Genomic DNA, 15,185 nt, shown 5'->3' with positions numbered 1-15,185 from the left:
CGCTCGACATGGCAGGATGGAATGTATGTTGCGTTGGTTGACTGCCGGAGAATCCCATGGCCCGGCACTGGTCGGAATAATTGAAGGCGTGCCCGCCGGTGTGGAACTCACCAGCGCCCACATCAGCGAGGCCCTGGCCCGCCGGCGGCTCGGCTACGGCCGCGGCGCCCGGATGAAATTCGAGCAGGACGTGGTCACGATCCTCGGCGGAGTCCGCCACGGCCTGACCCAGGGCGGCCCTGTCGCCGTCCAGGTCGGCAACACCGAATGGCCCAAATGGGAACAGATCATGTCCTCCGATCCCGTGGAGCCGGAAATCCTGGCCGACCAGGCCCGGAACGCCCCACTGACACGGCCCCGGCCCGGCCACGCCGACTTCACCGGAATGCAGAAATACGGCTTCGACGAGGCCCGCCCGGTCCTGGAGCGCGCCAGCGCCCGCGAGACGGCCACGAGGGTGGCGCTCGGCACGGTCGCCGCGGCGTTCCTCAAGCAGCTCGGAATCGAACTCGTCTCCCACACCGTGTCCATCGCCAGCGTTGCCGTGCCGGAAGGCCGGCCGCTGCCGGTCCCGGGCAACGTGATCGCCCTGGACGCCGATCCGCTGCGCTGCTTCGACCGCGAAACCTCGGACGCCATGGTGGCCGAGGTCGACGTCGCGCACAAGGAAGGCGAAACCCTCGGCGGCGTCGTGGAAGTGCTTGTCTACGGGCTCCCGCCGGGACTGGGCAGCTACGTCCACTGGGACCGGCGACTCGACTCGCGCCTGGCTGCGGCACTGATGGGCATCCAGGCCATCAAGGGCGTTGAGGTCGGCGACGGCTTCCGTACCGCGGCGCGCCGCGGCTCGGCCGCCCACGACGAGATCGTCAAGGACGCGGACGGCAAGATCATCCGCACATCAAACCGCGCGGGCGGGATCGAGGGCGGCATGAGCATCGGCGATGTCCTGCGCGTCCGTGCCGCCATGAAGCCGATCGCCACCGTGCCCCGCGCGCTCAAGACGGTCGACGTCAGCACGGGGGAGGCGGCCAAGGCCCACCACCAGCGCTCCGACGTCTGTGCCGTCCCCGCCGCCGGCGTCGTCGCCGAGGCCATGGTGGCCCTCGTGATCGCCGAAGCCGTCACCGAAAAATTCGGCGGTGACTCCGTACAGGAGACCGCCCGCAACATCAAGGGTTACCTGGACAGCATTCCGGCGTCCCTGGACTCGATCGGCCACTAGTGCCGGCCGGGAACACCGGCGGGCTCTCCGCCGCGGCAACGCACATTGGCCCGGTGGTGCTGATCGGACCGATGGCCGTGGGCAAATCGGCGATCGGACAGCAGCTCGCGCAGCACCTGGGGTGCGCCTTCGTGGACACCGACGCCCTCGTGGTGGCCCAGCACGGGACGATCGCCGAGATCTTCGCCAGCCGGGGCGAGCACGCCTTCCGTGAGCTTGAGGCGCGGGCCGTGGCGCAGGCCATTGAGGAAGCCCTGGGGAGCACCACCGTCATCTCGCTCGGCGGCGGCGCTGTCCTTGACTCCGGTACGCAGCAGCTCCTGGGCCGCTGTACCGTTGTTTACCTTGAGTGCGACGCCCAGACTGTGGCGGAACGCATCGCCAGAAATTCGGGCCGGCCGCTCCTGGCCGGCGACGCCATGGGCCGGTGGCGGACCTTGTTCGCCACCCGGCGGCCGGTCTACGAACGTCTCGCCGACCTCGTCCTCGATGTCCGGACCGGCAGCGTGCCGGAGCTGGCCCACCGGCTGGAAGATGCGCTGGGGGAGCACACCGTGTCGAAGACCGCGGCCGTGCCTACCCCGGCGGCGACAAAGGAAGTTGAATAGTGAGTACCGAATCAACCGTCATCAAAGTCACCGGACAAACGCCGGGTGAGAACTACGACGTCGTAGTGGGCCGTGGCCTCCTGGCAAGCCTGCCGGGCCTGCTGGGTGAACGCGTCAAGCGCGTCCTGGTCATCCACCCCCGGGCGCTTCGGCTTACCGGGGACACCGTCCGGGAAGAGCTGGCCGCCGCCGGTTTCACCGCACTGACCGCAGAAATCCCCGACGCCGAAGAGGGCAAGCACATCGAGGTCGCCTCCTTCTGCTGGCAGGTGCTGGGCCAGAACGACTTCACCCGCTCCGACGCCGTCGTCGCCGTCGGTGGGGGCGCCGTGACGGACCTGGCCGGCTTTGTCGCCGCGACCTGGCTGCGCGGCGTCAAGGTCATCCACATGCCCACGAGCCTGCTGGGCATGGTTGACGCCTCGGTCGGCGGCAAGACCGGCATCAACACCGCCGAGGGCAAGAACCTGGTGGGCGCGTTCCACCCGCCCGCCGGCGTCCTCGCGGACCTCGACACGCTGGAGACGCTGCCGAAGAACGAGATCATCTCCGGCATGGCTGAGGTCATCAAATGCGGCTTCATCGCCGACCCGGCCATCCTGGACCTGATCGAAAAGGACCCGTCCGCGGTCTCCGATCCCCGCTCGGACCTGTTGCGGGAACTGATTGAACGAGCCATCAGTGTTAAGGCCCGGGTAGTCTCCGAGGACCTGAAGGAAACCGGCCGGCGCGAGTTCCTGAACTACGGCCACACCCTGGGCCACGCGATCGAACTCGCCGAGCGCTACTCCTGGCGCCACGGCGCCGCCGTCTCCGTGGGCATGATGTTCGCCGCCGAACTCGCCCGCAGCGTGGGCCGGCTCAGCGACGCCGACGCCGACAGGCACCGCAGCATCCTCGAAAGCCTGGGGCTTCCCATCACGTACCGCCGCGACCGCTGGCAGGCCCTCCTGGACGGCATGCGGCGGGACAAAAAGTCCCGCGGTGACCTGCTGCGTTTCGTGGTGCTCGACGGCGTCGGCAGGCCCGGCATCCTCGACGTCCCGGACACGTCACTGCTGTTTGCCGCCTACCAGGAGATTGCCTCCTGATGAACATGATCAAGGGCGGCACCAGCGAGTGGCCGGACGCGGGATTGCCCGGGGTCCGGATCAACCCGCAGTCCCTGATGCCCCAGATCGTCAATGACGAGGTCCTGGCCGAGGCGTTGGCGGCCTCCACCGACCCCGGGGACCGGATCCTGGTCCGGCTCGTCGAAGGGCACGCGGGCGAAGCCGCCGAGCTCCTCGCCGAGGCGCGCTACAAGGACCCCGGCTCGCTCCGGCTGCGGATCTTCGAAGCGGACGTGCTCCGGGTTTCGAACCGGTTCGACCGGGCCGTTGAGGTGTTCCGCCAGCTCCTCGCCGAGACCCAGGGCACCCTGGAGGAGGCGGCCGTCCGCCAGCACCTCGGCCGGTCCTACTTCGCCGGCGGGAACGTTGGCGCCGCCGTCGAATCCTTCGCCAAGGCGCTGGATTTGCGCGTGGCCGGGTCCGCCGATGCGGCCCTGATCTACGCGTCCACGGTGGCGCTGCAGCGCGCGCGGGACGTGCTGGAACAGCAGTCCTGAGCCCCCGTCAGCCAGCTGTCCGCGGGAACCGGTAGAATAGATCTTGGATTTTTGACAAATACGCGTTGGCGGGCCGCTTGGCATGCCGGCCCGGCATAGAACGTCTGGCCGATAGCACCGGCCCGATGGAACCAGAGAGAAACTAAGAGGATACAGTGGCAACCACTAACGACATCAAGAACGGAACCGTCCTTAAGCTTGAGGGCCAGCTTTGGAACATCATCGAGTTCCAGCACGTCAAGCCCGGCAAGGGTGGCGCGTTCGTGCGCACCAAGATGCGCAACGTGATGTCCGGCAAGGTCGTCGACAAGACCTTCAATGCCGGACTGAAGATTGAGACCGCCACCGTGGACCGCCGCGACTACCAGTACCTGTACCAGGACGGCGCCGACTTCGTCTTCATGGACACCTCGGACTTCGACCAGCTCACCGTCTCGGCCGCCACCGTCGGCGACGCCACCAACTTCATGCTCGAAAACCAGATGGTCAACATCGCCATCCACGAGGGCAACCCGCTCTACATCGAGCTGCCCCCGAGCGTCGTCCTCGAGATCACCTACACCGAGCCGGGCCTGCAGGGCGACCGCTCCTCGGCCGGCACCAAGCCTGCCACCCTCGAAACCGGGTACGAGATCCAGGTGCCGCTGTTCGTCGAGAACAACACCAAGGTCAAGGTCGACACCCGCGACGGCAGCTACCTCGGCCGGGTCAACGACTAGTGAGTGCGCGCGGTAAGGCCCGGAACCGGGCCCTCGATGTGCTTTTTGAGGCCGAGCAGCGCTCTGCCTCGGCGTTCGACGTCCTGAAGTCCCGCCGCGAGCAGACCGACCAGATCGTCAACCCGTACACCCTCGAAATTGTCGAAGGCGTGGTGTCGCACCAGGTGGCCATCGACGAGTTCCTCGAGACCTATTCGCAGGGCTGGACCCTGGAGCGCATGCCCTCCGTGGACCGCATCATCCTGCGGATCGGCACCTGGGAACTGCTCTACAACGACGACGTCCCGGACGGCGTGGCAGTCAGCGAAGCTGTGGCCCTGGCCAAGACGCTCTCCACGGACGAGTCGCCGTCGTTCATCAACGGCCTGCTGGGCCGGTTGCAGCAGCTGAAGCCTTCGCTGCTGGCCTGAGACCCCGCACCGCAAAGAACCCCGCCCAGGACATCCTGGGCGGGGTTCTTTCGTTAGCCGACGGCGGCGGCCCGGAGCGCGGCGATCTCGGCGAGCTGGTGCTGCTCATCGCGTTGGTGCGCCGGCACGTCCCGGCCGCTGAGAATCCGTTGCCGGGTGAAGGCAAGCTGGGTGGCTGCATCGAGCAAAGACCTCATCTGTGYGCCCCGCCCGACGGACTTTGCCCAGCGCAGCGCAGAACGGCGGCCCGCGGCGGTGGCCAGCATTTCCACCTCGGCCGTGGTGAACCAGCCCGCGGCCGCGTATTCCATAAGCCGCTGGCGGGTGAGCCTGCGCTCCGCCACCCGCAGCAGCACGATGACCAGGACCGCCAGCACGAAGATCGGCACCTGCACCAGCAGATACTGGGCCAGGAAGTCCTGGCCCATGCTGTTCCAGCCGCTGTGCAGCAGCATCGCGGGGACGAGGCCGACGACGAACGCCAGCACGGACAGGCCGGTCCGCCCGCGGGTCGCGGCGAGGCCCATGATCAGGCCGGTGGTTCCCGTGAAGATTGCGTGGGCGAAGGGGGACATGACCCCGCGGAGGAAGAACACCACCGCGAGGTCCGTGCCGGGGTCGGACGATTCGGCGATGGCGCGGCCGAAGTAAAGGATGTTCTCGGTGAACGCGAAGCCTGCCGCGATGGTGAAGGCGAACACCACGCCGTCCACCGGTCCGTTGAAGTGCCTCGGGGCGAAGAGCAGGAGCACCAGCAGCCCCAGGGACTTGGCGAATTCCTCGACCACCGGCGCCTGGACCGTCACCGCGAACGTCGTATAGTCCAGTCCCGAGGCAGGTCCCGCCACCAATGAAAAATAGGGCTGGATCAGCATCGTCACCGCTATCGAGACGACAGCTCCCCAGGCAAAGGCGAAAAGCAGCAGCGGCTTGGGCTCAGGCTCCCAGCGGTCGATGAAGCGCACCGTCAGCAACACGGTGCCCAGCGGAATCAGGGAGGCGATGAAGCCAATGACAAAGCCCGAGATTCCGGTCCTTTCCAGGAGGAAGGGCAGGACCAGGAAGAGGCTGATGAACGCGAGGAATCCGCCGGCCAGCACGAGGCCAAGAACGCCGGCGGAACGGCGGCCGCCCGCGACCGCCGGAAGGGCGGGAGGGAATGCCGGCTCGAACTGGCCGCGGCTGTTGGCAGGGGCCCTCTGGTAATCCGCCGGCTGGACGTGCCCCAGCCACGTCGGGTTGGCCTGCTGGGGCAGCGGCCGCTCACCGGAGGCGCCGGGGTGGTCATGCCCGTGGCGCGGCTCGTTCGTCGTCATGGAACCGAGCCTATGTCCGTGTGAGGTTAAACGCATTCCGGCGGCGACGGGGCGTCAGCCCCGCTGTGGTAATTTGAAAGAGCAAATAATCCTTTTTTAATTCCGTCCCGTGAGGCGGGGAAAGGGGAGACGAGCTTTGACTTCTGTGCCCTCAGCACCGGGTCCGGCGAAGGTGATGCTCACCCGGGTTGTCCTCAACCAGGCTGACATCGACCGCGCCCTCACTCGTATCGCCCATGAAATTCTCGAGGCCAACAAGGGCTCCCAGGACCTCGTCCTGCTGGGCATCCCGCGCCGGGGCTATCCCCTGGCCGTCCGCCTCGCCGCCAAGATCGCTGCCGCCGACCCCACCGTGGACGCCGCCGCGATAGTCGGCCAGCTCGATGTCACCATGTTCCGCGATGACCTCTCGCACCAGCCCACCAGGCCGCCGTACCCCACCCAGCTCCCGCGGACCGGGATCGACAACAAAGTTGTTGTGCTGATCGACGACGTCCTTTACTCCGGACGCACCATCAGGGCAGCCCTCGATGCCATCATCGACCTCGGCCGCCCGCGGATTGTCCGCCTGGCCGTGCTGATCGACCGCGGCCACCGGGAACTGCCCATCCGCGCGGACCACGTCGGCAAGAACCTGCCCACGTCMTCGTCCGAGAAGGTCCGCGTCCGCCTCGAGGAAACCGACTCTGTGGACGGCGCCCCCATCAATGAAGTGGTCATCGAGGCCACCGCATGAGGCACCTGCTCTCCACCGAAGACCTGAGCCTGCATGACGCCATCCGCATCCTGGACACCGCCGAGGAAATGTCGGCCGTGGGGGAGCGCGAAGTCAAAAAGCTCCCCGCCCTGCGCGGGCGCACCGTGGTCAACCTGTTCTTCGAGGACTCCACCCGCACCCGGATCTCCTTCGAAGCCGCCGCCAAGCGGCTCTCCGCCGACGTCATCAACTTCGCCGCGAAGGGCTCCTCCGTCTCAAAGGGCGAGTCACTCAAGGACACCGCCCAGACCCTCGCCGCGATGGGCGCCGACGCGGTGGTTATCCGGCACTGGGCCTCCGGCGCCCCGCACCGGCTCGCTGCGACCGACTGGATCGACGCCGCCGTCATCAACGCCGGCGACGGCACCCACGAACACCCCACCCAGGCGCTGCTGGACGCGTTCACCATGCGCCGGCACTGGTCGAAGCTCGCCGGCACGCCGTCGGCCGGGGCGGACCTCACAGGCATGCGCGTCGCCATCGCCGGCGACGTGCTGCACTCCCGGGTGGCCCGCTCCAACGTCTGGCTGCTGCGCACCCTCGGCGCCGAGGTCACGCTCGTCGCGCCGCCCACGCTGCTGCCCATCGGCGTCGAAAAATGGCCGTGCGCCGTCAGCTTCGACCTCGACGAGACGCTCGCGCAGGGAGTGGACGCCATGATGATGCTCCGGGTCCAGGGCGAACGGATGAATGCGTCCTTCTTCCCGACCACCCGCGAGTACTCGCGTCGCTGGGGCTTCGACGACAACCGGCTCCGGGCCCTGGACAGCCTCGGGCTCAAGGACACCATCATCATGCACCCGGGTCCGATGAACCGCGGCCTGGAGATCTCCGCGGCCGCGGCCGACTCGCCCCGCTCCACCGTGCTGGCGCAGGTCCGCAACGGCGTCTCGATCCGCATGGCGGCGCTGTACCTGCTGCTTTCCGGGGAGAACCGCGAACCGGCCGCCGCACCTGTATCTGTATCTGCCGCAACCTCCCCCGCCGCCAATCCGAACCTCACTTATTCCCACCAGGAGAGCCACTGATGGCCGAACAGCAACAGCACGCAGACAACAGCGGCGCCTACCTCATCCGAGGCGCCGCGATCCTGGGCGGGGCAGCCGAGGACCTGCTGATCCGGGACGGCGTGATCGCCGCCCGCGGCCGGCAGTTGGACGCCGACAGCGCCGGGGTGAGGGACGCAACGGTAATTGACGCCGCAGGCCTCATTGCGCTCCCGGGCATGGTGGACATCCACACCCATCTGCGCGAACCCGGCCGCGAAGACGCCGAAACCGTTGAAACCGGCACCCGCGCCGCCGCGCTGGGCGGCTACACGGCAGTCCATGCGATGGCCAACAGCACCCCGGTGGCGGACACCGCCGGCGTCGTCGAACAAGTCCTCACCCTGGGCCGGACCGCCGGCTGGGTGGACGTCCGCCCGGTGGGCGCCGTGACCGTGGGACTCGCGGGGGAGCAGCTCGCCGAACTCGGCGCCATGGCCGACTCCCGCGCGCACGTGCGGGTGTTCTCCGACGACGGCATCTGCGTGCACGATCCGGTGCTGATGCGCCGCGCACTCGAATACGTCAAGGCGTTCGACGGCGTCGTGGCCCAGCACGCCCAGGAACCCCGCCTCACCGCCGGCGCCCAGATGAACGAGGGCGAGGTCTCCGCCGTCCTGGGCCTGGCCGGCTGGCCGGCCGTCGCCGAAGAGAGCATCATCGCCCGGGACGTGCTGCTGGCCCAGCACGTCGGCTCCCGCCTGCACGTTTGCCACGTCTCCACGGCAGGGTCCGTGGAGATCATCCGCTGGGCCAAGTCCCGCGGCGTCAACGTCACGGCCGAGGTCACCCCGCACCACCTCTGGCTCACCGATGAGCTCGCCCGCAGCTACGACCCGGTCTACAAGGTCAACCCGCCGCTGCGCACCGACGCCGATGTCCAGGCCCTCCGCGCCGCCCTGGCCGACGGCACGATCGACGTCGTCGGCACCGACCACGCCCCGCACCCGAGCGAACACAAGGAATGCGAGTGGGCGCAGGCGGCCATGGGCATGACCGGGCTGGAAACCGCGCTGTCCGTGGTGCAGCACACCATGATCGAAACCGGCCTGATGGGCTGGGAAGACTTTGCCCGCGTGACCTCCACGGCGCCGGCCGCCATCGGCCGGGTCCGGGACCAGGGCCGCCCGCTCGAGGCCGGTGAGCCCGCCAACGTCATACTCGTGGACGCGGCTGCGCGCTGGACCGTGGACCCTTCTAAGATGGCAACCATGGGCCGTAACTCTCCGTTTGCCGGCCGGGAACTGCCAGGGAAGGTAGTGGCGACGTTCTTCAAGGGCCACCCGACCGTTCTCGACGGAAAACTCAACACCCCGTACCGGTGGCCGGTCGACGCCGTCGACGCCGGACCGGCGGGCCTCCGCCCATGACGGTCAAGGACCTTTCCCTGCTCTTCACCCTCGTCCTGATCGGCGTCGCGCTTACCCTCATCGCCGTCGGCTGGCGCAACCGCCTGCGCCGCCAGTCCGACGTCGAGCCCCTCCCCGAGGTTCCCGCCGGGCTTGGCGCCCCGCTGGCCGCCGCCGACGGCCAGTACGTCGCATCCACCACCGCCGGCGACTGGCTGGACCGGATCGCCGTGCACAACCTGGGCGTCCGCACCAACGCCAAGCTCAGCGTGCACCCCGAAGGCGTCCTGTTCGAGCGCTCAGGCGCCGGCCCGGTGTTCATCCCGGCCGGACGCCTCACCGGTGTGCGGCAGGAAAGCGGCATGGCCGGAAAGTTCGTCGAGAAAGACGGCCTGCTGGTGCTCAGCTGGATGCTCGGCTCCCACGAGCTGGACACCGGCTACCGGACCCGCCGTGCCGAGGACAAGGCCGTGCTCCTCAGCACCCTCCAAGATTTGATCTCCGCAGCCCCTCAGGCAGAAGCCGATAGTGGAAAGTAACAACGTGACGGACCCCAAAGTGACAGCAAACCCCACTGCACCCGCTGCAGCAGCATCCACCCCCGCAGTCCTCGTACTCGAGGACGGCCGGTTTTTCCGCGGCACCAGCTACGGCGCCACCGGAACGGCGCTCGGCGAGGCGGTCTTCGCGACCGGCATGACCGGCTACCAGGAGACCATCACCGACCCCTCCTACGCGCGCCAGCTCGTGGTCCAGACCGCGCCGCACATTGGAAACACGGGCGTCAACACCGACGACGCCGAGTCCCGCCGCATCTGGGTGGCCGGCTACATCGTCCGCGACGCCGCGCGCCGGCCCTCCAACTGGCGTTCCGAACGTTCCCTGGATGACGAGCTCGTCGAGCAGGGGATCGTCGGCATCCAGGGCGTCGACACCCGCGCCATCACCCGCCACCTGCGCGAACACAAGACCATGCGCGCCGGCATCTTTTCCGGCGACGCCGCCCGCGCCACGGACAAGGAACTTCTCGACGCCGTCCTGGCCAGCGCGCCGATGGAAGGCTCACGCCTCGCCGAGGAAGTCAGCGTGGACGCCGCGTACACGGTGGAGCCCAAGGACTTCGGCTGGGACGGCGAGCCGCGGTTCAGCATTGCCGCCATCGACTTGGGCATCAAGCGCATGACCCCGGTCCGCTTCGCCGAGCGCGGTGTCCGGGTGCACGTGCTGCCCGCCACGGCAACCCTCGCCGACGTCCAGGCCGTCAACCCCGACGGCTTCTTCATGTCCAACGGCCCCGGCGACCCGGCCACCGCGGACAACCAGGTGGCGCTGCTGCGCTCCGTGCTCGATGAGAAGATCCCGTACTTCGGCATCTGCTTCGGCAACCAGATCCTGGGCCGCGCCCTCGGATTCGGCACCTACAAGCTGCGCTACGGCCACCGCGGCCTCAACCAGCCCGTGATGGACCGCCGCACCGGCAAGGTCGAAATCACCTCGCAGAACCACGGGTTCGCCGTCGACGCCCCGCTCAACGGCGCCACCCAGGCCCCCGAGGAACGCTTCGGCCGGGTCGAGGTCAGCCACGTGAGCCTCAACGACGACGTCGTCGAAGGCCTCGCCTGCCTCGACATCCCGGCCTTCTCCGTGCAGTACCACCCCGAAGCTGCCGCCGGCCCGCACGACGCCGCCTACCTCTTCGACCGCTTCATCGAGCTGATGGCGGACGCTTCTTCAAAGACAGAGACAGGCACAAAAACTGCCACCGATTCCAAGACTGAGGACAAGAAGTAATGCCCAAGAGAACTGACCTCAAGAGCGTCATGGTCATCGGGTCCGGCCCGATCGTGATCGGCCAGGCGGCCGAATTCGATTACTCCGGCACCCAGGCACTGCGCGTCCTCAAGGAGGAAGGCCTGCGGGTCATCCTCGTCAACTCCAACCCGGCCACGATCATGACGGACCCCGAGTTCGCGGACGCCACTTACATCGAGCCGATCACCCCCGAAGTGGTGGAGAAGATCATCGCGAAGGAGCGCCCCGACGCGCTACTGCCGACCCTTGGCGGCCAGACGGCCCTCAACACGGCCATCGCCCTGGACAAGAACGGCGTCCTGGAGAAGTACAACGTTGAGCTGATCGGCGCCAACATTGCCGCGATCGAGCTCGGCGAGGACCGCGAGAAGTTCAAGGGCGTCGTGGAGCGCTGCGGCGCCGAGTCGGCCCGCAGCCACATCATCCACACCATGGACGAGGCACTCGCCGCAGCCGGGGACCTCGGCTACCCGATGGTCGTCCGGCCCTCCTTCACCATGGGCGGCCTCGGCTCCGGGCTGGCCTACGACGAGGGCGACCTGCGCCGGATCGTCGGCCAGGGCCTGCAGTACAGCCCCACGTCCGAGGTGCTGCTCGAGGAGAGCATCCTCGGGTGGAAGGAATACGAGCTCGAGATGATGCGGGACAAGAACGACAACGTCGTGGTGGTCTGCTCCATTGAGAACTTCGACCCGGTCGGCGTGCACACCGGCGACTCCATCACCGTCGCCCCCGCACTGACCCTGACCGACCGCGAATACCAGCGGCTGCGCGACATCTCGATCGCCGTCATCCGCGAGGTCGGCGTCGACACCGGCGGCTGCAACATCCAGTTCGCCGTCGAACCGGACACCGGCCGCGTCGTCGTGATCGAAATGAACCCGCGCGTCTCCCGCTCCTCCGCCCTCGCCTCCAAGGCCACCGGCTTCGCGATCGCCAAGATCGCCACCAAGCTGTCCCTCGGCTACACCCTGGACGAGATCCCGAACGACATCACCCAGAAGACCCCGGCGTCCTTCGAACCGACCTTGGACTACGTGGTGGTGAAGGTCCCGCGCTTCGCCTTCGAGAAGTTCCCGGCGGCGGACCCCACCCTGACCACCACCATGAAATCGGTGGGCGAGGCCATGGCCATGGGCCGGAACTTCACCGAGGCGCTGCAGAAGGCCCTGCGCTCCCTGGAGCAGAAGGGCTCCCAGCTGGACTTCAGCCACGTCCCGGAATGGGAAGTTGCTGAGCTGATCGAGAAGGCCAAGCGTCCCACCACCGACCGCCTGCACCAGGTCCAGCGCGCCCTGCTCGGCGGCGCCACCGTGGAACAGCTCTTCGAGGCCACCAAGATCGACCCCTGGTACCTGGACCAGCTCCAGCTGCTGAACGAGATCTCCCTCGAAATCCGGCAGGCCGCGGCACTGACTCCGGAGATGCTGACACGCGCCAAGCGCCACGGCTTCTCCGACGAGCAGATCGGTGCCCTGACCCACAACTCCGAGGACGTCGTCCGCGGCGTCCGGCAGGCCCTCGGCATCCGTCCCGTCTACAAGACCGTGGACACCTGCGCGGCCGAGTTCGCCGCCTACACCCCGTACCACTACTCCTCCTATGACGAGGAGGACGAGGTCGCGCTGCACGCCAAGCCGTCCATCATCATCCTCGGTTCCGGCCCCAACCGGATCGGCCAGGGCATCGAATTCGACTACTCCTGCGTCCACGCCTCGATGGCGCTGCGCAAGGCCGGCTACGAGACCGTCATGGTCAACTGCAACCCGGAAACTGTCTCCACGGACTACGACGTCTCCACCCGGCTCTACTTCGAGCCGCTCACCCTGGAGGACGTGCTCGAGGTCATCGCGGCCGAGGAGCGCACCGGCGGCGTCATGGGCGTCTTCGTCCAGCTCGGCGGCCAGACCCCGCTGAAACTGGCCCAGCAGCTCGCCGACGCCGGCGTGCCGATCCTCGGCACCTCGCCGGAGGCGATCGACCTCGCCGAACACCGCGGCGCCTTCTCCCGCGTACTTGACAAGGCCGGGCTCGTCTCGCCGAAGAACGGCACCGCAGTGTCCTTCGAGGACGCCAAGAAGATCGCCGACGAGATCGGCTACCCGGTCCTGGTCCGCCCGTCCTACGTCCTCGGCGGACGCGGCATGGAGATCGTCTACGACGAGCCCAACCTCTCCCGCTACATCGCCAACGCCACCGAAATCACCCCGGACCACCCGGTGCTGATCGACCGCTTCCTCGAGGACGCCGTCGAGATCGACGTCGACGCCCTCTACGAMGGCACGGAGATGTACCTCGGCGGCATCATGGAACACATCGAGGAGGCCGGCATCCACTCCGGCGACTCGGCCTGCGTGCTGCCGCCCATTACCCTGGGCGGCAACGTGCTGGAACGGGTCCGGACTGCCACCCTGGCGATCGCCGAGGGCGTGGGCGTCCGCGGCCTGATCAACATCCAGTTCGCCCTGGCCTCCGACGTGCTCTACGTCCTCGAAGCCAACCCCCGCGCCTCACGCACCGTGCCGTTCGTCTCCAAGGCCACCGGTGTCCAGATGGCGAAGGCCGCGGCCCTGATCGGCACCGGCGTCACCATTAACCAGCTCCGCAGCGCCTACAAGATGCTGCCGGAGAGCGGCGACGGCTCCTCCCTGCCGCTGGACGCCCCGGTCTCGGTCAAGGAAGCCGTCCTGCCGTTCAGCCGCTTCCGCACCCCCGAGGGCAAGGTGGTCGACTCCCTGCTCGGCCCGGAAATGCGCTCCACGGGCGAGGTCATGGGCATCGACAAGCACTTCGACACGGCCTTCGCCAAGAGCCAGGCGGCCGCCAACAACGCGCTGCCCACCGAGGGCAAGATCTTCGTGTCGGTGGCGAACCGGGACAAGCGCTCGGTCATCATGGGCGTCAAGCGGCTCTCGGACCTCGGCTTCGAGATCGTCTCCACCGGCGGCACGGCCGACGTGCTGCGCCGCAACGGCATCCAGGCCACCCCGGTCCGGAAGGTCGCCGAGGGCTCCAGCGCCGAGGGCGAAGGCACCATCGCGGACCTCATCATCGCCGGTGAGATCGACATGGTCTTCAACACCCCCTCCGGCGGCGAGGCCCGCAGCGACGGCTACGAACTGCGTGCCGCCGCGACGTCGATCGGCATCCCGTGCATCACCACCGTGGCCGAGTTCAACGCCGCCGTCCAGGCGATCGAGGCGCTGCGCACCTACGAATGGTCCGTCACGAGCCTGCAGGAGCACGCCGCGAACCTGAAGGCCCTGCAGGATGCCTGAGGCCCCCACCGCCAAAACGGCAAGCCGGGAGTCCTTCGGCTCCCGGCTGGGGCGGGCCATGGCGGACCGGGGCCCGCTGTGCGTCGGCATCGACCCGCACCCGGCACTCCTGCAGCGCTGGGGCCTGACTGACGACGCCGCCGGGCTGGAACGCTTCTCGCTGACCGTCTTGGAGGCCGTGGCCTCCCTCGCTGCCGCGGTGAAGCCGCAGGTGGCCCTGTACGAGCGGCACGGTTCGGCTGGAATCGCCGTGCTCGAACGCACCCTTGCCGCGGCGGCGGAAGCGTCCGTGCTGAGCATTGCCGACGCCAAACGCGGCGACATCGGCTCCACCATGGCCGCCTACGCCGACGCCTGGCTGCGGGACGGCTCACCCCTGGCAGCGGACTCGGTCACGCTGAGCCCGTACCTGGGCTTTGAGTCACTGCGGCCCGCCCTGGACCTGGCGGCCGAGACCGGGCGCGGCGTGTTCGTCCTCGCGCTGACCTCGAACCCGGAAGGTGCCTCGGTCCAGCACGTCGGCGGGGCGGACTCCGTCGCGCGGCGGATCACGGAAGCGGCCGCGGCGGAGAACCGCCGCTATGACGGTTCCCTCGGTTCAGTGGGCCTCGTGGTCGGCGCCACGGTGGGCTCCGCCCTCACCACACTGGATCTCGACCTGGCGGCGGTCCGCGGGCCCATCCTTGCCCCGGGGCTGGGTGCGCAGGGCGCCACGGCCGCGGACCTGCGCCGTACCTTCGGTGCGGCCTACCCCCAGGTTCTGGGCACCTCGAGCCGGGACATCCTCGGCGCCGGACCGCAGCTGCAGTCCCTCCGCGATGCCGCACGGCGCACCCTCGACGAACTCCTCGCCGCCTAGCGGCAGCCGCCCAGCCGGCCCGGGACCGGCGCTGCCGGACCCGGGCCGCGGGCTGTCCCGTTCGGGGACTGAGTTTTCCCGTTCTGAGTTTTCCCGTTCTGAGTTTCCCGTCCTGAGTTTTCCCGTACCGGGGCAAGCAGATTTCCATTGATTTCTGCCGCCGCCAGACTGTAGGTTCGGGGCAAGGGCATGAGTGC

Annotated in this window: 14 protein-coding genes; 13 read left to right on the top strand and 1 reads right to left on the bottom strand. The window is 68.2% G+C overall.

The features are described 5' to 3' along the window. The first annotated feature begins 25 nt into the window (after positions 1–25). The 6 genes from aroC (at position 26) to nusB (ending at position 4,571) form a co-directional block, all read left to right on the top strand. Positions 26–1,225 (top strand): chorismate synthase, encoded by a 1,200-nt coding sequence (gene aroC / locus AC1D2F_RS05030; protein WP_229994576.1) that lies wholly within the window; start codon positions 26–28, stop codon positions 1,223–1,225. Next, complete coding sequence (locus AC1D2F_RS05025; protein ID WP_290369380.1) at positions 1,225–1,833, top strand: shikimate kinase; 609 nt, start codon at positions 1,225–1,227, stop codon at positions 1,831–1,833. Before aroC ends, AC1D2F_RS05025 begins: the two co-directional genes overlap by 1 nt. Further along, a complete protein-coding gene (aroB, locus tag AC1D2F_RS05020) occupies positions 1,833–2,924 on the top strand; it encodes a 3-dehydroquinate synthase (RefSeq protein ID WP_229994575.1) in 1,092 nt (363 codons plus the stop codon). Before AC1D2F_RS05025 ends, aroB begins: the two co-directional genes overlap by 1 nt. Further along, on the top strand, positions 2,924–3,442 hold the full coding sequence (locus tag AC1D2F_RS05015; protein WP_229994574.1) for a tetratricopeptide repeat protein: 519 nt from the start codon (positions 2,924–2,926) through the stop codon (positions 3,440–3,442). Before aroB ends, AC1D2F_RS05015 begins: the two co-directional genes overlap by 1 nt. Before the next feature lie 155 nt (positions 3,443–3,597). Then, positions 3,598–4,161 carry an elongation factor P gene (gene efp, locus AC1D2F_RS05010; RefSeq protein WP_018773146.1) on the top strand — a complete coding sequence of 188 codons (564 nt, stop codon included), beginning with the start codon at positions 3,598–3,600 and terminating at the stop codon, positions 4,159–4,161. After that, positions 4,161–4,571 (top strand): transcription antitermination factor NusB, encoded by a 411-nt coding sequence (gene nusB / locus AC1D2F_RS05005; RefSeq protein WP_018773145.1) that lies wholly within the window; start codon positions 4,161–4,163, stop codon positions 4,569–4,571. Before efp ends, nusB begins: the two co-directional genes overlap by 1 nt. Before the next feature lie 53 nt (positions 4,572–4,624). Here the strand turns inward: nusB and AC1D2F_RS05000 are convergent, their stop codons facing one another. Further along, the gene (locus AC1D2F_RS05000) at positions 4,625–5,887 is read right to left on the bottom strand and encodes a PrsW family intramembrane metalloprotease (protein WP_476966323.1); all 1,263 of its coding nucleotides are present in this window, start codon (positions 5,885–5,887) and stop codon (positions 4,625–4,627) included. A 136-nt stretch (positions 5,888–6,023) separates the two neighbouring features. Between AC1D2F_RS05000 and pyrR the strand changes: the two genes are divergently transcribed. The 7 genes from pyrR to pyrF are packed head-to-tail and all read left to right on the top strand — an operon-like array spanning position 6,024 to position 14,988. After that, complete coding sequence (gene pyrR / locus AC1D2F_RS04995; protein ID WP_290369379.1) at positions 6,024–6,623, top strand: bifunctional pyr operon transcriptional regulator/uracil phosphoribosyltransferase PyrR; 600 nt, start codon at positions 6,024–6,026, stop codon at positions 6,621–6,623. Further along, the gene (locus AC1D2F_RS04990) at positions 6,620–7,672 is read left to right on the top strand and encodes an aspartate carbamoyltransferase catalytic subunit (protein ID WP_229994572.1); all 1,053 of its coding nucleotides are present in this window, start codon (positions 6,620–6,622) and stop codon (positions 7,670–7,672) included. Before pyrR ends, AC1D2F_RS04990 begins: the two co-directional genes overlap by 4 nt. After that, positions 7,672–9,060 (top strand): dihydroorotase, encoded by a 1,389-nt coding sequence (locus AC1D2F_RS04985; RefSeq protein WP_476966322.1) that lies wholly within the window; start codon positions 7,672–7,674, stop codon positions 9,058–9,060. The genes AC1D2F_RS04990 and AC1D2F_RS04985 overlap by 1 nt, the downstream gene beginning before the upstream one ends. Next, on the top strand, positions 9,057–9,578 hold the full coding sequence (locus tag AC1D2F_RS04980; RefSeq protein WP_229994570.1) for a PH-like domain-containing protein: 522 nt from the start codon (positions 9,057–9,059) through the stop codon (positions 9,576–9,578). The genes AC1D2F_RS04985 and AC1D2F_RS04980 overlap by 4 nt, the downstream gene beginning before the upstream one ends. A 19-nt stretch (positions 9,579–9,597) precedes the next feature. Next, positions 9,598–10,830, top strand: coding sequence for a glutamine-hydrolyzing carbamoyl-phosphate synthase small subunit (gene carA / locus AC1D2F_RS04975; RefSeq protein WP_229994588.1), 1,233 nt, complete (start codon positions 9,598–9,600; stop codon positions 10,828–10,830). Then, positions 10,830–14,129 carry a carbamoyl-phosphate synthase large subunit gene (carB, locus tag AC1D2F_RS04970; RefSeq protein ID WP_476966321.1) on the top strand — a complete coding sequence of 1,100 codons (3,300 nt, stop codon included), beginning with the start codon at positions 10,830–10,832 and terminating at the stop codon, positions 14,127–14,129. The genes carA and carB overlap by 1 nt, the downstream gene beginning before the upstream one ends. After that, complete coding sequence (gene pyrF, locus AC1D2F_RS04965; RefSeq protein WP_229994569.1) at positions 14,122–14,988, top strand: orotidine-5'-phosphate decarboxylase; 867 nt, start codon at positions 14,122–14,124, stop codon at positions 14,986–14,988. Before carB ends, pyrF begins: the two co-directional genes overlap by 8 nt. Positions 14,989–15,185 lie beyond the last annotated feature (197 nt).

The sequence above is a fragment of the Arthrobacter sp. P1_B3 genome (assembly GCF_056406615.1).
The sequence above is the reverse complement of the archived record's forward strand: the minus strand, read 5'-3'. Positions and strand labels throughout refer to the sequence as shown.